Origin of the sequence: Roseovarius sp. A46 (assembly GCF_004126395.1) — a bacterium.
GTDB lineage: Bacteria > Pseudomonadota > Alphaproteobacteria > Rhodobacterales > Rhodobacteraceae > Roseovarius > Roseovarius nitratireducens.
Genome location: NZ_PVWS01000009.1, coordinates 88,875 through 104,752 on the forward strand (window position 1 = coordinate 88,875; position 15,878 = coordinate 104,752).

A 15,878-nucleotide genomic window follows, 5' to 3' on the forward strand; every position below is an offset into this window, starting at 1 on the left:
ATGTCCAACCTAATCGTCGATATCCCGCGCCCGCCGCTCAACGGCTTCACCCTGCCACTGATGGCGATTTTCGCCGGCTGTTTCGGCTTCGTCGTGGGCAACGTCTTTGCCCAGCCGCTAATCGGGTTCCTGATCGGAGCGGTGATCGGGGCCGGGGTAGCACTGCTGGCGCATAATTTGCCGCGCAGCCGCCGCAACGTCCGCCTCGGGCTGATCGCCGTCTTCGGGCTGATCGGCCTCTTTCTGGTGGGGCCTGGCGCACTGGTAGCGGGATTGCTGATCGGGGCGGTCCTGAGCTGGGCCGCCTACTGGCTGGACGGCGGCGCGTATCGCTCCCGCGTGCCGATCTACTACACCGCCGGGCAGACGCTTTGGCACAATTCCTTCCTGTTTATCTGTGGACTGGTCTTTTTCTTTCTGATCGCACCGCTGTTCCCGGTTATGTGGCTGAGCTTCAACGCCGAGAATTTCTTCACCTTCACGCCGGAAATGCTGAACTTCCAGGCAGAGGGTTATTCGCTCAAGCATTACCGCGATTTCCTCGGCACCGAGGAATGGATGGTGCCGCTGAAAAACTCGCTGATCATCGCGCCCTTTGCCACTTTCATATCGGTTAGCCTCGGCACGTTGGCGGCCATCGGCCTCAGTCAGTCACACGTGCCCGGGCGGCAGGCGATCATGGCGATCCTGATCTCGCCGATGATCGTGCCACTGATCATCTCGGCCACCGGGATGTTTTTCTTCTACGCGCCGCTGGGCAACTGGCTGGAGGCCGCTCTCGGGCTGAACCGCTCCTTCGTAGGCTACCTCAAGGTGATCCTCGCCCATGCCGCGCTGGGGGTGCCCTTCGTGATCATCACCGTGACCGCCACGCTGGTGGGCTTCGACAAGTCGCTGACCCGCGCCGCGGCCAACATGGGCGCAGACCCGGTGACCACCTTCTTTCGCGTGCAGATGCCGCTCATCCTGCCAGGGGTGATCTCGGGGGGGCTTTTTGCCTTCATCACCTCGTTCGACGAGGTGGTGGTGGTGCTCTTCGTCGGCTCGGCGCAGCAACAGACGCTACCGTGGCAGATGTTCACCGGCTTGCGCGAGCAGATCAGCCCGACGATCCTGGCGGCGGCAACGATCCTCGTTACCGTTTCCATCTGCCTGCTGACCACGGTCGAGTTGCTCCGGCGCCGGTCAGAGCGGCTGCGAGGCCTGAGCCCGGGCTAACGCGACGTCCTGCTTGGCCCGCCGATCGCGACGGGCTTAGCTTGCGCGCATGGAATTTGACTACATCATCGTCGGCGGCGGCTCCGCTGGCTGCGTGATGGCAGCGCGCCTGAGCGAAGACGCAGCCACCCGCGTCTGCCTTGTCGAGGCGGGCGGTGGCGGGCGCGACATCTTCGTCCGCGCCCCCGCGCTGGTGGCAGCGATGGTCTCGGGGCGGCCACGGATCAACAACTGGGCATTTCACACCGTACCGCAGCCGGGACTGAACGGGCGGCGTGGGTTTCAACCGCGCGGCCGCGCGCTGGGCGGGTCGAGCGCGATCAACGCCATGCTCTACACGCGTGGCCACCCGCGCGACTATGACGAATGGGCCGATCTCGGCTGCGACGGCTGGGATTGGCAGAGCGTGCTGCCGTGGTTTCGCCGCGCCGAAGGCAATACCGCGCGCGGCGGCGATCTGCACGGGCAAGACGGGCCACTCAAGGTCCGCGACCAAAGCGCGCCACGCACCATTTCCAGCGCCTTCATCGACGCCTGCGCCCACCTTCAAATCCCCCGCAACCCGGATTTCAACGGGCCCCGACAGGAAGGCCCCGGCCTCTACCAGGTCACGCAATTCGCCGGTGGCCCGAACAACGGCGAGCGCTGCTCGGCGGCGGCGGCCTATCTCTTTCCCGCGATGACGCGCCCCAACCTCACGGTGATTTCCCGCGCGCTGGCCTGTCGCATCCTCGTCGAGGACGGTCACGCCACGGGCCTGCGCTACCGCCACCGGGGTCAGTTGCATGAAATCCGCACGCGCCACGAGGTGATCCTCTCGGCGGGGGCCTTCGGTTCGCCGCATCTGCTCAAGCTCTCGGGCATCGGCCCGGCAGAGGAACTCGTGGCACACGGAATCCCTCCGGTGCGCGACCTGCCCGGGGTGGGCGAGAACCTGCAGGACCACCTCGACTACATCCTCGCCGAGACATCGAAACGGGACGACGTGGTGAGCCTCGGCCCCAAGGGGCTGTGGCAGTTGGGCAAGGCTGCGCTGCGGTGGCGGCGCACCGGCGCGGGGCATTTCGCGACACCCTATGCCGAGGCGGGGGCCTTCCTGCACTCGGCTCCCGGCCTCGACCGGCCCGACCTCCAGCTACATTTCGTGATCGGTATCGTCGAGAACCACATGCGCCGCCTGCATTTCCGGCCCGGCTATTCCTGCCATGTCTGCGTGCTGCGGCCCCACAGCCGGGGCCGGGTGACGCTCGCCTCTCCTCGCCCCGCCGACGCTCCGCTGATCGACCCGGCCTTCCTGAGCGACCCGCGCGACCTGCCCCTGATGATGACCGGCACGCGCCGGATGGACGCGATCCTCGCTGCCCCGCCGCTCGCGCCGTGGCGCAAGACGCGCCTGCACGACCATGACTGGAGCGATGCCGCGCTGGAGCGCGATATCCGCGCCCGCGCCGACACGATCTATCATCCGGTGGGCACCTGCGCGATGGGACGAGGCGAGATGGCGGTGGTGGACGCGCAGGGCCGCGTGCACGGCGTCGCGGGGCTGCGCGTGGTCGATGCCTCGATCATGCCGCGCCTTGTGGGGGGCAATACCAACGCCCCCACCATCATGATTGCGGAAAAGATCGCTGGAGAAATGACAGGGCGCGCGCCGGATCAGGCGCGGTAGCGCGCGAGGAACATCTCGACCGCACCATTCACCACCCGCTCTATATCGGCCTCGCTCGGGGCGTCGCACATGCCGCACAGTGACCGTACGAACAGATCGCCCTTGCACAATTCGCCAAACTGATTGGCGGCAAGGTCCATGTCGTCGATCCGCAGTATCCCCGCCTCGACATAGGGCGCCAGAACCTTGCTCATCCGCTCGCGCACGAGCGCTGGACCCGAGGCGTAGAACCGGCGTCCAAGCTCGGGGAAGCGGTGGGATTCGGCCACGCAGATGCGAAACACCTGCTGCCCGAAATCCGACAGGAAAAACCGCACGATCCGGCTCGCGGCCTCGTGCAGCACCTCCTCGATCGGGGCGCCCGACCCGATCACCTCGATCGCCTCCTCGGCCTGCCGGTTGCACTCGATCCGCGCCACCTCGGAGAACAGCAGCCGCTTGTCGGGGAAATAGCTGTAGAGCGTTGCCTTGGAAACCTGCGCCTCGCGCGCGATCTCGTCCACGCTCGCACCTTCGAACCCGTCGCGCATGAAAACGCGGCGTGCGCCTTCTAGCACCTGGTCGAACTTGCGGCCTTTCTTGATCTCGGCGGCGGGTGCCGACATTTGCATCCTCCCGGCAGGTCCGGGCAGTCTATTCGGGCCAGGACGGCATCCGCAAGCACATCTGCGTGTGCAAGGAGAGAAGGCGGGCCGCCCGGTTCGGGCGGCCCCATGCCCGGGTTACTTGTCGATGCCACCGGTGCCCTGCGTCACCGGCTGCGGTGCGGGCTCAGGGTAGGTGAGTGTGGGGTGAGGCCGCTCGCATCGATGCTGAAGGCCACGGCGGGCGCAGCGGCGAGCGAGACGGCAAGGGTGATGGCGGTGAGGGCGGGCTCCATGGTAAACTTCACTATCTGAACTGATCTGTTCAGCGAGAGGTGAGCCACTTGGTTCAGATGTCACGGTGATTTCAAACCGAGCGGTTCATTTTAATCGCCTCTAACCGACCTCTTGATTCCAGCCACCAGTTCGATAGATTAGAATAATTCTAAATAATGCCACGAGACACGCATGTTCCCTCATCTCACCTCCCGACGCCGCTTCGCGGACCTCTCCGAGCAGGAAATTCTCGCTCTTGCGATCTCGTCCGAAGAGGACGACGCCCGCATCTACCGAACCTATGCCGAGAGCCTGCGCGCCGACTACCCCGACACCGCCGCCATCTTCGACGGCATGGCGCGGGAAGAGGACGGACACCGGCAGCGCCTGATCGACCTGCATCGCGCCCGCTTTGGCGAGGTCATCCCGCTCATCCGGCGCGAACACGTCGCGGGCTTCTACGCGCGCCGCCCCGTCTGGCTGGTGGAAAACCTAGGGATCGAGCGCATCCGCGACGAGGCCGAGGCAATGGAGCACGACGCCGAAGCCTTCTATCTCAAGGCCGCGCAGCGCAGCAGCGACGCCGCCACGCGCAAGCTTCTCGGCGATCTGGCCGCCGCCGAGAGCGGGCATCAAGCCCGCGCGGGAGAGTTGGAGGCCGAGCACCTTGGTCCGCAGGCCCGCGATGCCGAGGACCGCACCGCCAAGCGGCAATTCGTGCTGACATGGGTGCAGCCGGGGTTGGCAGGGCTGATGGATGGCTCGGTCTCCACGCTGGCGCCGATCTTCGCGACCGCGTTTGCCACGCAGGACACCTGGACCACGTTCCTCGTCGGCCTCGCAGCCAGCGTCGGCGCTGGCATCTCGATGGGTTTCACCGAGGCGGCGAGCGACGATGGAGAGCTTTCGGGGCGCGGCAGCCCGTTCAAACGCGGCCTCGCCTCGGGCTTCATGACGACAGTTGGGGGCCTGGGCCACGCCCTGCCCTATCTCATCCCGGACTTCTGGACCGCCACGATCATTGCCTTTGTCGTGGTGTTCATCGAGCTGTGGGCCATCGCATGGATTCAGAACCGCTACATGGAAACCCCGTTTTTCCGCGCGGCGTTCCAGGTGGTCCTTGGCGGCGCGCTGGTCTTTGCGGCGGGGGTGCTGATCGGCAGCGGCTAGCGATGAAGATCAATTGGAAAGCATAGCTTTCAAAAATGATAAGAATTAATTCCTTTTCGTTAGCTGTGCTGATAAATATAACAAGTGTCACAGCCACCCCGAGCCATTCGAGGGACACGTGACCGCCACGCCATCCAAACTGACAGTTACCGTTCAGCGCGGCTCCGAAGGCGCGATCCGTCAAGAGGTGTTCGACGTCCCCGCCTACGAGAACCAGACGGTTCTGGACGTGGTGACGTGGATTCAACAGATGGCGGACCCGACGCTCAGCTACCGGTTCGCCTGCCGCGTCGGCATGTGCGGCTCTTGCGCGATGATGGTCAATGGCGTGCCGCGCTGGACCTGCCGGACCCATGTGAACAAGGTGGCCGCGGACGGGCAACTCGCCATCGCGCCGCTGCGCAACCTGCCGGTGATCAAGGATCTTGCCGCCGATATGGACCCGTTCTTCGACAAGTGGGTGGCAGCGGAGGCGCGGCATCACCCCTCGGCCGGGCGCAGCGACGATTTCGACCCGGTCACGTCCCGCGAACCTGCCCGCGCCGAGGCCGATCTCGGGATCGAATGCATCAACTGCGGGATCTGCTATGCGGCCTGCGATACGGTGGCGGGCAATCCCGATTACCTCGGCCCCGCCGCGCTGCAACGGGCGTGGACGCTTCTGAACGACAGCCGCGACGGGGATCGCGATGGCATCCTCGCGGCAGTGTCGGGCAAGGGGGGCTGTCACAACTGTCACTCAATGGGCAGTTGCGCGCAGTATTGTCCCAATGATCTCAACCCGATGCGCGCAATCGCGGGGCTGAAGCGCGAGACGGTCAGGGCGGCATGGGGAGGCAAGCGCGATGCTTGATCTGCGGCTCTACATGGCGCAGCGGCTGAGCGCGCTGGTGATGGTGCCGCTGGTTCTGGGCCATATCGCGGTGATGATCTATGCCATTCAGGGCGGCCTCTCCACCGCTGAAATCCTTGGCCGCACCCAAGGTAGCCTGTTGTGGTTCCTGTTCTACGGGGCCTTCGTGGTCGCCGTCTCGGTCCACGCCGCCATTGGCTTGCGCGTCATCGCGCATGAATGGGGCGGGCTGCGGGGGCGGGTGCTCGACTGGCTGATGTGGGGCATCGGTGCGTGTCTGTTTTACGTCGGTATTCTGGCGGTATTCACGGTGACCCTGTCATGAAAACGCCGCCCCGATCTCACCCGCTCTGGCTCGCCTTTCTGCTGCACCGCCTCTCGGGGCTGGCGCTGGCGCTCTTTCTGCCGGTGCACCTGTGGCTCTTGTCACAAGCGGTCACGTCACCCGCCACGCTCGACGGCTTCCTCGCCTTCGCCGAGCATCCGCTGGTGAAAGTCGCGGAGTTTGGCCTCGTCTTCCTGCTCGCCGTTCACATGGCCGGCGGCCTGCGTCTGCTGGCGCTGGAATTCCTGCCCTGGTCCGACCGGCACAAGACCTACGCCGCCGCCGCGGTCGGCGCAGCCCTGTTCTTGTCCGGCACGTTTTTCCTGAGGGCGATCTGATGGTGAAAATCGACCGGCACGATACCGATATCCTGATCATCGGCACCGGCGGCGCGGGTCTCTTCGCCGCGCTCCACGCCCAGCAATCGGCGCCCGAAGGCACGCGCATCACCATCGCCGTCAAGGGCCTGATCGGCAAATGCGGCTGCACCCGCATGGTGCAGGGCGGCTATAACGTGGCACTTGGTGGCGGCGACACGGTCGAGCGGCATTTCATGGATACCATTCAGGGCGGCAAATGGCTGCCCAACCAGGACATGGCGTGGAAGCTGTGCGAGCAGGCGGTGGTGCGCATCCACGAGTTGGAAAACGAGATCGGCTGCTATTTCGACCGCAACCCCGACGGCACCCTGCATCAAAAGGCCTTTGCCGGGCAGACCGCCGACCGCACGGTCCACAAGGGCGACCTGACCGGCATCGAGATCATCAGCCGGTTGATGGAGCAGGTGCTGGCGCGCCCCGTCGAGAAATTGCAGGAGCACCGCGCGATTGGTTTGATCCCGACGCGCGACGGCGGCGCATTGGCGGGGGTTCTGTTCATCGACATGCGCACCGGGGGCTTTCGCCTCGTGCGGGCGAAAACCGTCCTCATGGCCACCGGTGGCGGCCCCACGATGTACAAGTACAACACCCCCTCGGGCGACAAGACGATGGACGGCCTTGCCATGGCGCTGCGCGCGGGGCTGGAACTGCGCGACATGGAAATGGTGCAGTTTCACCCCACGGGCCTGTTGGCCGGGGACCATACAAGGATGACCGGTACGGTGCTGGAAGAGGGGTTACGCGGCGCGGGCGGGCGGCTTCTGAACGCGGCCGAAAACCGCTTCATGTTCGACTATGACGCCAAGGGGGAGCGCGCCACGCGCGACGTGGTCAGCCGCGCGATCTATGCCGAGATGCGCAAGAACAACACGAGCCAAAATGGTGGCGTCTTCATCTCGATGGCCCACCTTGGCCCCGATCATGTGCGCGCGAAATTCCCCGGCATGGTTAAACGCTGCGCCGACAGCGGGTTCGATCTGGCGGGCGGCCTGGTGGAGGTGGTGCCGACCGCGCATTACTTCATGGGCGGCGTGGTGGTCGATGCCGACACCCGCACGGCGATGGAGGGGCTTTACGTCGCCGGAGAGGACGCGGGTGGCGCGCATGGCTCCAATCGCCTCGGCGGCAATGGCGTGGCCAATTCCACCGTCTACGGCGGGGTGGCGGGCGACGTGATGGGCGCGGATATCCGGGCCATGGGCGCGCTGCGCGATCCCTGCCCCGAAGTCTTGCAGGCGGAGGTGAGCCGCGCGCTGCACCCGCTCAGCCGCCCCCCCGGCCTCGTGCAGCCGATGCGCCACGCCCTGCAAGAGGCGATGTGGGAGGATGTGGGCGTCATGCGCAACGCCGCCGGCATGGAGCAGGGCCTGACCCGTATCGCCGATATTTCCACCGAGTTGATGGAGGTCGGCGTCGCGGGTGACGATCTGGCCTTCAACCTCACCTGGCATGACTGGCTGAATCTGCGCTCGCTGTGTGATATATCTGAGGCGATCACGCTGGCCGCGCTTGCCCGCGAAAACTCGCGCGGGGCGCATTACCGAGAGGATTTCCCGGAAACGGGCGATCTGGATGCGTCTTATTTCACCGTGGTCACGCAACCGGGTGATGCGCTCGACGTGCGCCGCGACCCGGTTCAATTCACCAAGGTGCGCCCGGGCGAGACGATCCTGCCCGACGGCGCGCCGGAAACACTGGTGGCAGCACAATGATACCGATTGACGTGATCGAGAGCACCGCCGGGACGCTGATGGACAAGGCGGCGATCGAGATCCCCGACGACTATCTGACCGGGCTGCGACACGCGGCCGAAACCGAGGACGGGGATCTGTCGTCCTTTGTCCTGCAAGCCATGCTGGAGAATTACAAGGCCGCCAAGGAGGATCGCCGCGCCATGTGCGGCGATACCGGCTGCCCGCGCTGGTACGTGAAGATGGGCAACGAGACGCAGATCGAGGGCGGGCCTGTCGCCTTGGAAACCGCGCTCCGCCGCGCCACGGCCCATGCCACCGATGGCGTGCCGCTGCGCCCCAACCGGGTGCACCCGCTGTGGCGCACGGACCACAACAACAACGTCGGCATCGGCGCGCCCGAGATCGAATACGGCTACGAGCCGGGGGGCGAATGGATCGACCTCATCACCGTGCACAAGGGCGGGCTTTTTGGCACCGATTACCGGATGCTGTTCCCGTCCGACGGGATCGAGGGGATCAAGCGGTTCTACCTCGACAGCCTCGTCGCCTTCGGCAAGCGCGGGCTGGCCTGTCAGCCGGCGATCATCGGCATCGGGCTTGGGGGCTCCAAGGATACCTGCATGGTGCTGGGCAAACGCGCCGCGTGCCTGCGCGTGGTGGGCAGCGAGAACCCGGACCCAAAGATCGCGGCGCTGGAGCAGGAGTTTAAGGATCTGGGCAATTCCATCGGCATGGGGGCGATGGGATTTGTCGGCAAGAACATGGTCGTCGATTGCAATATCGAGGTGGGGTACTGCCATACGGGGGGCATGCAGATGTCGGTGCACGCCTTTTGCCTGTCGTCACGCCGGGCGGTGGCGCGCATTTATCCCGATGGCCGGGTGGAGCACCGCACCGATCCCGACTGGTTCACCCCCTATCAGAGGCGCGAGACGGTCGAGTGGCGAGACCCGGCACAGGAGGCGGCGGAATGAGCAAACCCCGTGAAATCCGCCTGAGCACGACGCCGACACCCGAGGCCATCGCCGAGCTGAGGCTGGGCGATATCGTCTATCTCGACGGCCTGCTCTACACCGCGCGCGAGGGCGTCTACATGCGCGCGCTGGAGGAGAAGGCCAATATCCCGATGGAACTGCCAAGCCAGAGTGCGGCGAATTTCCATTGCTCACCTGCCGCCGCGATCCGTTCTGACGGCAGCTTTGACATGGGGGCGGTGACGGCCACGGCGTCGTTCCGCTTTGCCAAGTGGTTGCCCGAATGGATGGAAAAGACAGGCGCGCGGTTGATCATCGGCAAGGGCGGTATGTCGTCCAAGGATTACAAGGAATATTTCGTGCCCAACGGCGCGATTTACCTCTCGACCGTGGGCTATGGCACCGGCGCCCTGCTGGGGCGCGGGATCGAGAAGGTCGAGGCGGTGCACTGGCGCGACGAATTGGGGCTGGCGCAGGCGATGTGGGTCATTCGTTGCAAGAAGATGGGGCCGTTCATCGTCGCCTCGGATATGGACGGTAATTGCCTGTTCGAGCGCGAGAACGCGAAGATCGCGAAAAACCTCGACCGGGTCTACGAGGGCACCCGCCCGGCGACGCTCAAGCGCTATGGCGAGACCGATGACCGGTCTGACGAGGTGATCGGGTAAGCCGCCTTTGCAAGGGCGTTTTCCGTCAGATCAGTTCGCGCGCCAAAAGCACGGTCCCGGAAATGAATGTCATCGCGATCAGCAACCGACGGAACGCCGCATCGGGCAGGCGGCGGAAGATCGCTATGCCGGCCTGCGCGGCGATGATCGACACCGGCAGCGCGAGCGCGATGTAGAGCAGGGTCTCGCGCGTGTAGGCGCCCCTGAGCGACAGCACCGCCGCCGTGAGCGCCAGCACCGTCACGTTGAACGGTTGCAGCACGGCGCGCGTCTCCGCCTTGGGCCAGGGGCGCAGGGCGCACCACATCATCGGCAACGCCCCCGAGAGCGACGCCGCGCCCCCGAGGATGCCGCCGGACAGCCCCACCGCCATGTCCCAGACGGGCGTTGGCCGCTCGAACCGGGGCAGCCGGGTGCGCAGGCTGAAATAGCCGCCATAAAGGATGAGAAACCCGGCGATCACCAGTTTCAGGCTGCGCGCGTCCAGCACCGACAGCGCCAGCACGCCCAGCGGGATGCCCAGCACGCCGGGGATCAGGAACCGCGCCAGCCGCCGCCGGTTGGCGCCAATGGCGTGACGCACCACCCACAGGCCCTGCAATCCGGTGAGCGCCGAGAGCACCACCACCACCGCCACCGCCTGCACCGGGGGCATGACGTTGAGAAAGAAGCCCAGCGCGAAGAGCGCGGTGCCAAAGCCCGCCAACCCGTTGATAAGCCCGCCTGCCGCCGCGCCCGCGACCACCGCGAGCATCGTCTCGGGGCTCATGGCGCAGACCCCGCGCCGGGGCGAAAGGTGCCGATCCCGACCGCACCAAGGAGCGCAGTGTGAATTGCCTCGATCACGCGCAGCCGGGGGTTGTCGCGGCGATGCGCAAGCGTGAGTTGCCGCACCGGCGCGCCCGCCGGCAGGGGCAGGCGGCGCAAGGGCAGCGGGCTTGCCCCGCGCACGCAGCGCGCGGGCACGATCGACACGCCGAGCCCGGCGAGCACCATGCTCGATATCGCCTCGAGCCCCTGCAATTCCATCGTGACATCGACGGCGATCCGGTTGTCGCGCAGCCAGCCGTCGATCAGCCCGCCCACCACCGCATCGCGGCTGAAGCGAATGAAGGGATGCGCGGCCAAGAGCGCGCGCACGTCGTCGCCGTCCGTGTCCTCGGGGGCCAGAAGCTCCATCGGTTCGCGGGCGATGTCGGCATGGTCAATCCCCGGCGGCAGCGGTCCCTGCCGGGAAAGTATCCCGCAATCGAGCGCGCCGCGTTCTACCTCGGCGATGAGCTGGGTGGTCATGCCCGGCACGATGCGCACATGCAGGTCCGGGTAGCTCTGCTTCAACAGGCGGACCGAGAGCGGCGTCAGCCCGGTGAGCGTCATCGGCACCGCCCCGAGCGAGATTTCCCCGGCAAACCCCTCGTCACCCATCACCGAGGGCAAGAGCCCGTCATAGGCGCGTAGTATCTCGCGCGCGCGCGCCACGAGCGCGCGACCCACCGGCGTCAGCTCGGGCGTGCGGCGGGAGCGGTCGAACAGCGCCACGCCCCACTCATCCTCGAGGCTGCGCATCTGCTGGCTGACGGCGGCATGGGTGATGAACACCGCGTCCGCCGCGGCGCTGAAGGTTCGATGGTCGTGGACGGCCACGAGGGTGCGCAGGCGGCGGATTGACATGTCCGGTCCTTATCGTAAGCTTTTGTGACACAAGCTGTAACGGAATATTGCTTATATAAAGGCTGGCTTAAAGTTACACCTGACTTGGGTGGCGGTGCAATCCGCGAAAAGCAGGGCCGCCACAACAGAGGAGGAGGATAAGATGCGACTGAAAACGCTTGGCGCGCTCTGCGCCATGAGCCTCGGGCTGGCGGCGACGCCGGCGCTGGCCGAGTATCCCGAACGCCCGATCAACATGGTCATTCCCTACGGCGCGGGCGGTGCCACCGATATTTCCGCGCGCACCATCGCCGAGCCTCTGGGCAATGCCGTGGGCGGCACGCTGGTGATGTCCAACATCACCGGCGCGGGCGGCGCAACCGGATCGGTCGCGGTGCAGAACGCCAAGCCCGACGGCTACACGATGCTGTTCGCACGCGTTGGATCGCATTCGGTGAACCCGGCGATGAAGGCGACGCTGCCCTACACGCTCGACGATTTCCGCTTTGTCACGGTCTACGAAATCAACCCGGTGGCCTGCGCCGTGCGGCCCGATTCGGGGATCGAGAGCATGGAGGATCTGGTGAGCCTGACCGAGAGTGAGGGCACCAGCTACAGCTCGTCGGGCGTGGGCTCCATGCTGCATCTGGCGGCGGTCTTCGTGCTCGATGAATTCGGCATCAAGGACCCGCTGGAAAAGGCCACCCACATTCCGCAAAAGGGCGGCGGCGCCGCGGCGACGGCGGTGCTCAACGGCACGGCGACCTTCCTGTGCACCAATTCTTCGGCGCTGGCGAGCTTCGTGGCCAACGGGCAATTGAAGCCGCTGATGGTCACCACCGACGAGCCGGTGCCCGGCTTCGACGCGCCGTCGGCGAGCAGCCTCGGCAAGCCCGACCTGCGCCAGCTTGTCGGCTGGACCGGGATTGCGGGGCCGGACGGGCTGCCCGACGAGGTGGCCGCGAAATGGGGCGAGTGGATGGCCGAGGCCGCCGCGAACGAGAAGTTCGTCGAGCAGATGACGGCGCGCGGCTCGGTGATCGAGGTGATGAGCCCCGAAGAGGCCAACGACTTCATCGAGACGCAGTACAACACCTTCCGCGCGCTTGTTGACAAGCTGGGGATGCGCATCGAAGGCTGAGGCAGGACAGGCACCCGGCCGCGAGGAGGCGGCCGGGCACGCGCGACCAAAGGGAGGGGCAGGGGTGAGCCACCGGGCAATGCAGCTGCGGCTTGGGATCGGCGCGATCCTCGCGGCAATCTTTCTCGTGACCTATGCCACACCCAATTGGGTCTCGACGCCGAGCAATGTGCGCAACATCGTGCTGTCGCCGCTGTTCTGGCCGTATATTCTCGGCGGGCTCACCGGGTTGATCGGGCTTGGCCTTGCGCTTTCGGGCTGGCGCAGCGACCCTGGCGAGCCGGTCAATGACCCGATACCGGATCCCGGCGCCGGGGCGGCGCGGCTGGTGGGTTTTGCGGCCCTGATGGCCGTCACCTTCTGGGCAATGCCGCATCTGGGGATGGTCTGGACGTCGATGCTGGCCTTCCTCGCGCTGGCTTTTCTGGTCAAGACACGTCACCCGGCGGCTGCGGTGATCTGCGCGGTGGCGGTGCCGCTCATTCTCTACGCCTTCTTTGCGCATGTGGCGAGTGTGGCCATTCCGCAAGGCGAACTGGTGAGGCTGCCATGAGCCTTTATGACAGCGTGATGGCGGGGCTGGCCCTCGTTGGCAATCTCGAGGCGTTCCTGTCGCTGGCCATCGGCATCGTGATAGGCGTGGTCGGCGGCGCGATCCCCGGCATTTCGGCGACAATGGCGGTGGCGCTGGCGCTGCCCTTTACCTTTCCGATGGCACCGATCAACGGCATCCTGCTGCTGCTGGGCGTCTACAAGGGCGGCATTTTCGGTGGCTCGATCCCCGCGATCCTCATCAAGACGCCGGGTACGCCCGCGTCATCCGCCACCATTCTCGACGGTCATCCTATGGCCGAGCGCGGCGAGGCGGGGCGCGCGCTGGGCATGGCGCTCTGGGCGTCGTGCACGGCGGATTTCGTGTCGAACCTCGCGCTGATCTTCTTTGCCGGGTTCCTCGCCTCCTTTGCGCTCAGCTTCGGCCCGCCGGAATTCTTTGCGCTGATCCTGTTCTCGCTTACCATCATCGCGGGGGTCTCGGGCGAGAGCCTTTTGCGCGGCGCGCTGTCGGCGCTGTTGGGGCTACTTCTGGCCACGATCGGCCTCGATCTGGTTTACGGCACCAACCGCTTCACCTTTGGCGATCCGAACCTGATGGGCGGGCTTAATTTCATCGCGGTGCTGATCGGCCTGTTCGCCATCCCCGAGGTGATCAACATGGTCTGGCACCCCACCGGGCACGTGGGCAAGGTGCAGAAGCTGGGCAGCAAATGGGTAACCTTCGCGGAATACAAGCGCTGTTTCCGCTCGATCATCCGGGGTAGTTTCATCGGCGTCTTTCTCGGCTCGATCCCGGGCATCGGCGCGGCACCGGCGGCGTTCCTGAGCTATTCCGAGGCGCGGCGCAAATCGCCCAACAAGGCGAATTTCGGCAAGGGTGAGATCGAGGGCGTTGCCGCCTCGGAGGCGGGCAATAACGGCGTGGCGGGGGCGACGCTCATTCCGCTGCTGGCGCTGGGCGTGCCGGGCGACGTGATCACCGCGATCATCATCGGCGCCTTCATGGTGCACGGGCTGCAACCCGGGCCGATGATGTTCGTGCTGAACGTGGATATCATCTATGGCCTCTTCATCGGCCTGATCCTGTCATCCGGCATCCTGTTTATCGTCGGCGGGCTGGCCATTCGCGGCTTTCGGCCTGTGGCCGACATCCCCAAGCGCATCCTGATGCCGATGGTGCTCGTGCTGTGCATCTACGGGGTGTTCGCGGTCAATAACAACATCTTCGACGTGGGGGTGATGTTCGCGATGGGGTGGGTCGGGTTCGTCATGGGGCGCTATCACATCCCGCCCGCACCCTTCCTCATCGCCTTCATCCTCGGGCCGCTGCTCGAGGATAATTTCCGGCAATCCATGCTGATGTCGGGCAGCAGCCCGGATATATTGCTGCGCGGCCCGATCACGTGGTTCTTCTGGACACTCACGGTCATCAGCATCGTCGCGATCACCCGCGGCACCCTGCGGGCAGGCCGCGCAGGGGGCTGAGCGGCGGTCACATTTACGTGGATCGCGCGATTGCCCTGTAAAATTCGTGGGCGGGTTCATATATTCATTGTCGTATATATGTAACTGACACCGCACCCGGGCGGTTGCAGGCACGGACAAGAGGACAACGAGATGACAGGGGTAGAGACCGAATTCACACCGCTGCAATCGCTGGCGGGCGGTGTGCTGATCGGGCTGTCGGCGGTTTTGCTGATGTTCTTTCAGGGAAAAATCATGGGGGCCACAGGCATCCTGTCGGGTCTGATCGCGGGCACCGCGCCGGGCGACAGGGGCTGGCGCGCGGCGATGGTCGCGGGAATGATCGCGGGGCCACTGCTGGTGCTGGCGGTGACCGGGCAGATGCCCGTCGTGGACGTTCCGGTGAGCTGGCCGATGATCCTCGCCGGGGGCTTCATCGTCGGCATCGGCGTGACCTTCGGCTCGGGCTGCACCTCGGGGCACGGGGTGTGCGGGAATGCGCGGCTCTCGCCGCGGTCGATGGTGGCGACGGTGACCTTCATGATCACCTGCGGGATCACTGTCTATGTCATCCGTCACTTGGTGGGGGGCTGAACCATGCGAATTCTTTCGGCTTTCATCGTGGGCCTGATCTTTGGCGTGGGGATCGCCGTCTCCGGCATGATCAACCCGGCCAAGGTGCTCAATTTCTTTGACATTGCCGGGACGTGGGACCCGAGCCTGATCTTTGTCATGGGCGGCGCGCTGGTGACCACGTTCATCGGCTACCGCCTCGTGCTGCGACGTGATAAACCGGTGATCGAAGAGAAGTTCCAACTGCCCACGGCGAGCGCCATCGACGCGCGGCTGATCGGCGGCTCGGCGGTATTCGGCATCGGCTGGGGCATCGCGGGGTTCTGCCCCGGGGCGGCGATTCCGGCGCTCGGCTCGGGCAAGATAGAGGTGGCGGGCTTTGTCGCGGCGCTGCTCGCGGGGCTGTGGGTGGCGCGCACAATCAGGGACCGACAGACAGGAAAGGGGGCATTGGCATGACCGGCTATCCCGTGAACATGGATGTCAAACCGCAGATCGAGGCGTTCTTTGACGCGGCCACGAACACGATCAGCTATGTTGTCAAGGATCCCGGTTCAAACGCCTGCGCGATCGTCGATTCGGTGATGGATATCGACTATGCGGCGGGCCGCATCACCCATGAGCATGCCGACACGATCATCGCCCATATCGAGCGCGAGGGGCTGAGCCTCGAATGGATCATCG

At 65.4% G+C, this 15,878-nt stretch carries 17 protein-coding genes and 1 pseudogene; 15 read left to right on the forward strand and 3 right to left on the reverse strand.

Features of this window, described 5'->3' with window-relative positions:
* Both C6W92_RS07020 and C6W92_RS07025 read left to right on the forward strand, forming a co-directional pair.
* On the forward strand, nt 1-1,218 hold the full coding sequence (locus tag C6W92_RS07020) for an ABC transporter permease subunit (protein WP_129432293.1): 1,218 nt from the start codon (nt 1-3) through the stop codon (nt 1,216-1,218).
* A gap of 49 nt (nt 1,219-1,267) precedes the next feature.
* Entirely contained in the window at nt 1,268-2,887 is a 1,620-nt protein-coding gene (locus C6W92_RS07025) for a GMC family oxidoreductase N-terminal domain-containing protein (protein WP_129432294.1), read from the forward strand.
* Here the strand turns inward: C6W92_RS07025 and C6W92_RS07030 are convergent.
* Nucleotides 2,875-3,492 (reverse strand): TetR/AcrR family transcriptional regulator, encoded by a 618-nt coding sequence (locus tag C6W92_RS07030; RefSeq protein ID WP_104020394.1) that lies wholly within the window; start codon nt 3,490-3,492, stop codon nt 2,875-2,877. The genes C6W92_RS07025 and C6W92_RS07030 overlap by 13 nt on opposite strands.
* A 447-nt stretch (nt 3,493-3,939) precedes the next feature.
* Here C6W92_RS07030 and mbfA point away from each other — a divergent pair, with 447 nt between their 5' ends.
* The 7 genes from mbfA (at nt 3,940) to C6W92_RS07065 (ending at nt 9,811) form a co-directional block, all read left to right on the forward strand.
* A complete protein-coding gene (mbfA, locus tag C6W92_RS07035; protein ID WP_129432295.1) occupies nt 3,940-4,917 on the forward strand; it encodes an iron exporter MbfA in 978 nt (325 codons plus the stop codon).
* Between the two features lie 118 nt (nt 4,918-5,035).
* Nucleotides 5,036-5,770: a 2Fe-2S iron-sulfur cluster-binding protein gene (locus tag C6W92_RS07040; RefSeq protein WP_164989186.1), complete on the forward strand. Its 735-nt coding sequence runs from the start codon at nt 5,036-5,038 to the stop codon at nt 5,768-5,770.
* Nucleotides 5,763-6,095, forward strand: coding sequence for a succinate dehydrogenase (locus C6W92_RS07045; RefSeq protein ID WP_129432296.1), 333 nt, complete (start codon nt 5,763-5,765; stop codon nt 6,093-6,095). The genes C6W92_RS07040 and C6W92_RS07045 overlap by 8 nt, the downstream gene beginning before the upstream one ends.
* Complete coding sequence (gene sdhC, locus C6W92_RS07050) at nt 6,092-6,433, forward strand: succinate dehydrogenase, cytochrome b556 subunit (RefSeq protein WP_129432297.1); 342 nt, start codon at nt 6,092-6,094, stop codon at nt 6,431-6,433. Before C6W92_RS07045 ends, sdhC begins: the two co-directional genes overlap by 4 nt.
* Nucleotides 6,433-8,187, forward strand: coding sequence for an FAD-binding protein (locus tag C6W92_RS07055; RefSeq protein WP_129432298.1), 1,755 nt, complete (start codon nt 6,433-6,435; stop codon nt 8,185-8,187). The genes sdhC and C6W92_RS07055 overlap by 1 nt, the downstream gene beginning before the upstream one ends.
* The gene (locus C6W92_RS07060; protein ID WP_129432299.1) at nt 8,184-9,143 is read left to right on the forward strand and encodes a fumarate hydratase; all 960 of its coding nucleotides are present in this window, start codon (nt 8,184-8,186) and stop codon (nt 9,141-9,143) included. The genes C6W92_RS07055 and C6W92_RS07060 overlap by 4 nt, the downstream gene beginning before the upstream one ends.
* The gene (locus C6W92_RS07065; RefSeq protein ID WP_129432300.1) at nt 9,140-9,811 is read left to right on the forward strand and encodes a fumarate hydratase C-terminal domain-containing protein; all 672 of its coding nucleotides are present in this window, start codon (nt 9,140-9,142) and stop codon (nt 9,809-9,811) included. Before C6W92_RS07060 ends, C6W92_RS07065 begins: the two co-directional genes overlap by 4 nt.
* Before the next feature lie 25 nt (nt 9,812-9,836).
* Here the strand turns inward: C6W92_RS07065 and C6W92_RS07070 are convergent, their stop codons facing one another.
* Together C6W92_RS07070 and C6W92_RS07075 are read right to left on the reverse strand one after the other, a co-directional pair.
* Nucleotides 9,837-10,580 carry a sulfite exporter TauE/SafE family protein gene (locus C6W92_RS07070; RefSeq protein WP_129432301.1) on the reverse strand — a complete coding sequence of 248 codons (744 nt, stop codon included), beginning with the start codon at nt 10,578-10,580 and terminating at the stop codon, nt 9,837-9,839.
* Entirely contained in the window at nt 10,577-11,482 is a 906-nt protein-coding gene (locus C6W92_RS07075; protein ID WP_129432302.1) for a LysR family transcriptional regulator, read from the reverse strand. Before C6W92_RS07075 ends, C6W92_RS07070 begins: the two co-directional genes overlap by 4 nt.
* Before the next feature lie 142 nt (nt 11,483-11,624).
* Here C6W92_RS07075 and C6W92_RS07080 point away from each other — a divergent pair, with 142 nt between their 5' ends.
* The 6 genes and pseudogenes from C6W92_RS07080 to C6W92_RS07105 form a co-directional block, all read left to right on the forward strand.
* Entirely contained in the window at nt 11,625-12,602 is a 978-nt protein-coding gene (locus C6W92_RS07080; protein WP_129432303.1) for a tripartite tricarboxylate transporter substrate binding protein, read from the forward strand.
* Nucleotides 12,603-12,666: 64 nt separating this feature from the next.
* Nucleotides 12,667-13,155 (forward strand): tripartite tricarboxylate transporter TctB family protein, encoded by a 489-nt coding sequence (locus C6W92_RS07085; protein WP_129432304.1) that lies wholly within the window; start codon nt 12,667-12,669, stop codon nt 13,153-13,155.
* Nucleotides 13,152-14,642: a tripartite tricarboxylate transporter permease gene (locus C6W92_RS07090; protein WP_129432305.1), complete on the forward strand. Its 1,491-nt coding sequence runs from the start codon at nt 13,152-13,154 to the stop codon at nt 14,640-14,642. Before C6W92_RS07085 ends, C6W92_RS07090 begins: the two co-directional genes overlap by 4 nt.
* A gap of 132 nt (nt 14,643-14,774) precedes the next feature.
* A complete protein-coding gene (locus C6W92_RS07095; RefSeq protein WP_129432306.1) occupies nt 14,775-15,215 on the forward strand; it encodes a YeeE/YedE family protein in 441 nt (146 codons plus the stop codon).
* Nucleotides 15,216-15,218: 3 nt separating this feature from the next.
* The gene (locus C6W92_RS07100) at nt 15,219-15,653 is read left to right on the forward strand and encodes a DUF6691 family protein (protein ID WP_129432307.1); all 435 of its coding nucleotides are present in this window, start codon (nt 15,219-15,221) and stop codon (nt 15,651-15,653) included.
* A pseudogene (locus tag C6W92_RS07105) lies at nt 15,650-15,878 on the forward strand (MBL fold metallo-hydrolase); the annotation flags it as partial. The gene C6W92_RS07100 and the pseudogene C6W92_RS07105, both read left to right, overlap by 4 nt.

What these genes read in the sequence shown, in the direction of transcription:
- C6W92_RS07075 (WP_129432302.1), bottom strand. Translation starts at nt 11,482, where the DNA reads ATGTCAATCCGCCGCCTGCGCACCCTCGTGGCCGTCCACGACCATCGA.
- C6W92_RS07060 (WP_129432299.1), top strand. Translation starts at nt 8,184, where the DNA reads ATGATACCGATTGACGTGATCGAGAGCACCGCCGGGACGCTGATGGAC.
- C6W92_RS07095 (WP_129432306.1), top strand. Translation starts at nt 14,775, where the DNA reads ATGACAGGGGTAGAGACCGAATTCACACCGCTGCAATCGCTGGCGGGC.
- C6W92_RS07090 (WP_129432305.1), top strand. Translation starts at nt 13,152, where the DNA reads ATGAGCCTTTATGACAGCGTGATGGCGGGGCTGGCCCTCGTTGGCAAT.
- mbfA (WP_129432295.1), top strand. Translation starts at nt 3,940, where the DNA reads ATGTTCCCTCATCTCACCTCCCGACGCCGCTTCGCGGACCTCTCCGAG.
- C6W92_RS07080 (WP_129432303.1), top strand. Translation starts at nt 11,625, where the DNA reads ATGCGACTGAAAACGCTTGGCGCGCTCTGCGCCATGAGCCTCGGGCTG.
- C6W92_RS07065 (WP_129432300.1), top strand. Translation starts at nt 9,140, where the DNA reads ATGAGCAAACCCCGTGAAATCCGCCTGAGCACGACGCCGACACCCGAG.
- sdhC (WP_129432297.1), top strand. Translation starts at nt 6,092, where the DNA reads ATGAAAACGCCGCCCCGATCTCACCCGCTCTGGCTCGCCTTTCTGCTG.
- C6W92_RS07020 (WP_129432293.1), top strand. Translation starts at nt 1, where the DNA reads ATGTCCAACCTAATCGTCGATATCCCGCGCCCGCCGCTCAACGGCTTC.
- C6W92_RS07025 (WP_129432294.1), top strand. Translation starts at nt 1,268, where the DNA reads ATGGAATTTGACTACATCATCGTCGGCGGCGGCTCCGCTGGCTGCGTG.
- C6W92_RS07055 (WP_129432298.1), top strand. Translation starts at nt 6,433, where the DNA reads ATGGTGAAAATCGACCGGCACGATACCGATATCCTGATCATCGGCACC.
- C6W92_RS07045 (WP_129432296.1), top strand. Translation starts at nt 5,763, where the DNA reads ATGCTTGATCTGCGGCTCTACATGGCGCAGCGGCTGAGCGCGCTGGTG.
- C6W92_RS07030 (WP_104020394.1), bottom strand. Translation starts at nt 3,492, where the DNA reads ATGTCGGCACCCGCCGCCGAGATCAAGAAAGGCCGCAAGTTCGACCAG.
- C6W92_RS07100 (WP_129432307.1), top strand. Translation starts at nt 15,219, where the DNA reads ATGCGAATTCTTTCGGCTTTCATCGTGGGCCTGATCTTTGGCGTGGGG.
- C6W92_RS07070 (WP_129432301.1), bottom strand. Translation starts at nt 10,580, where the DNA reads ATGAGCCCCGAGACGATGCTCGCGGTGGTCGCGGGCGCGGCGGCAGGC.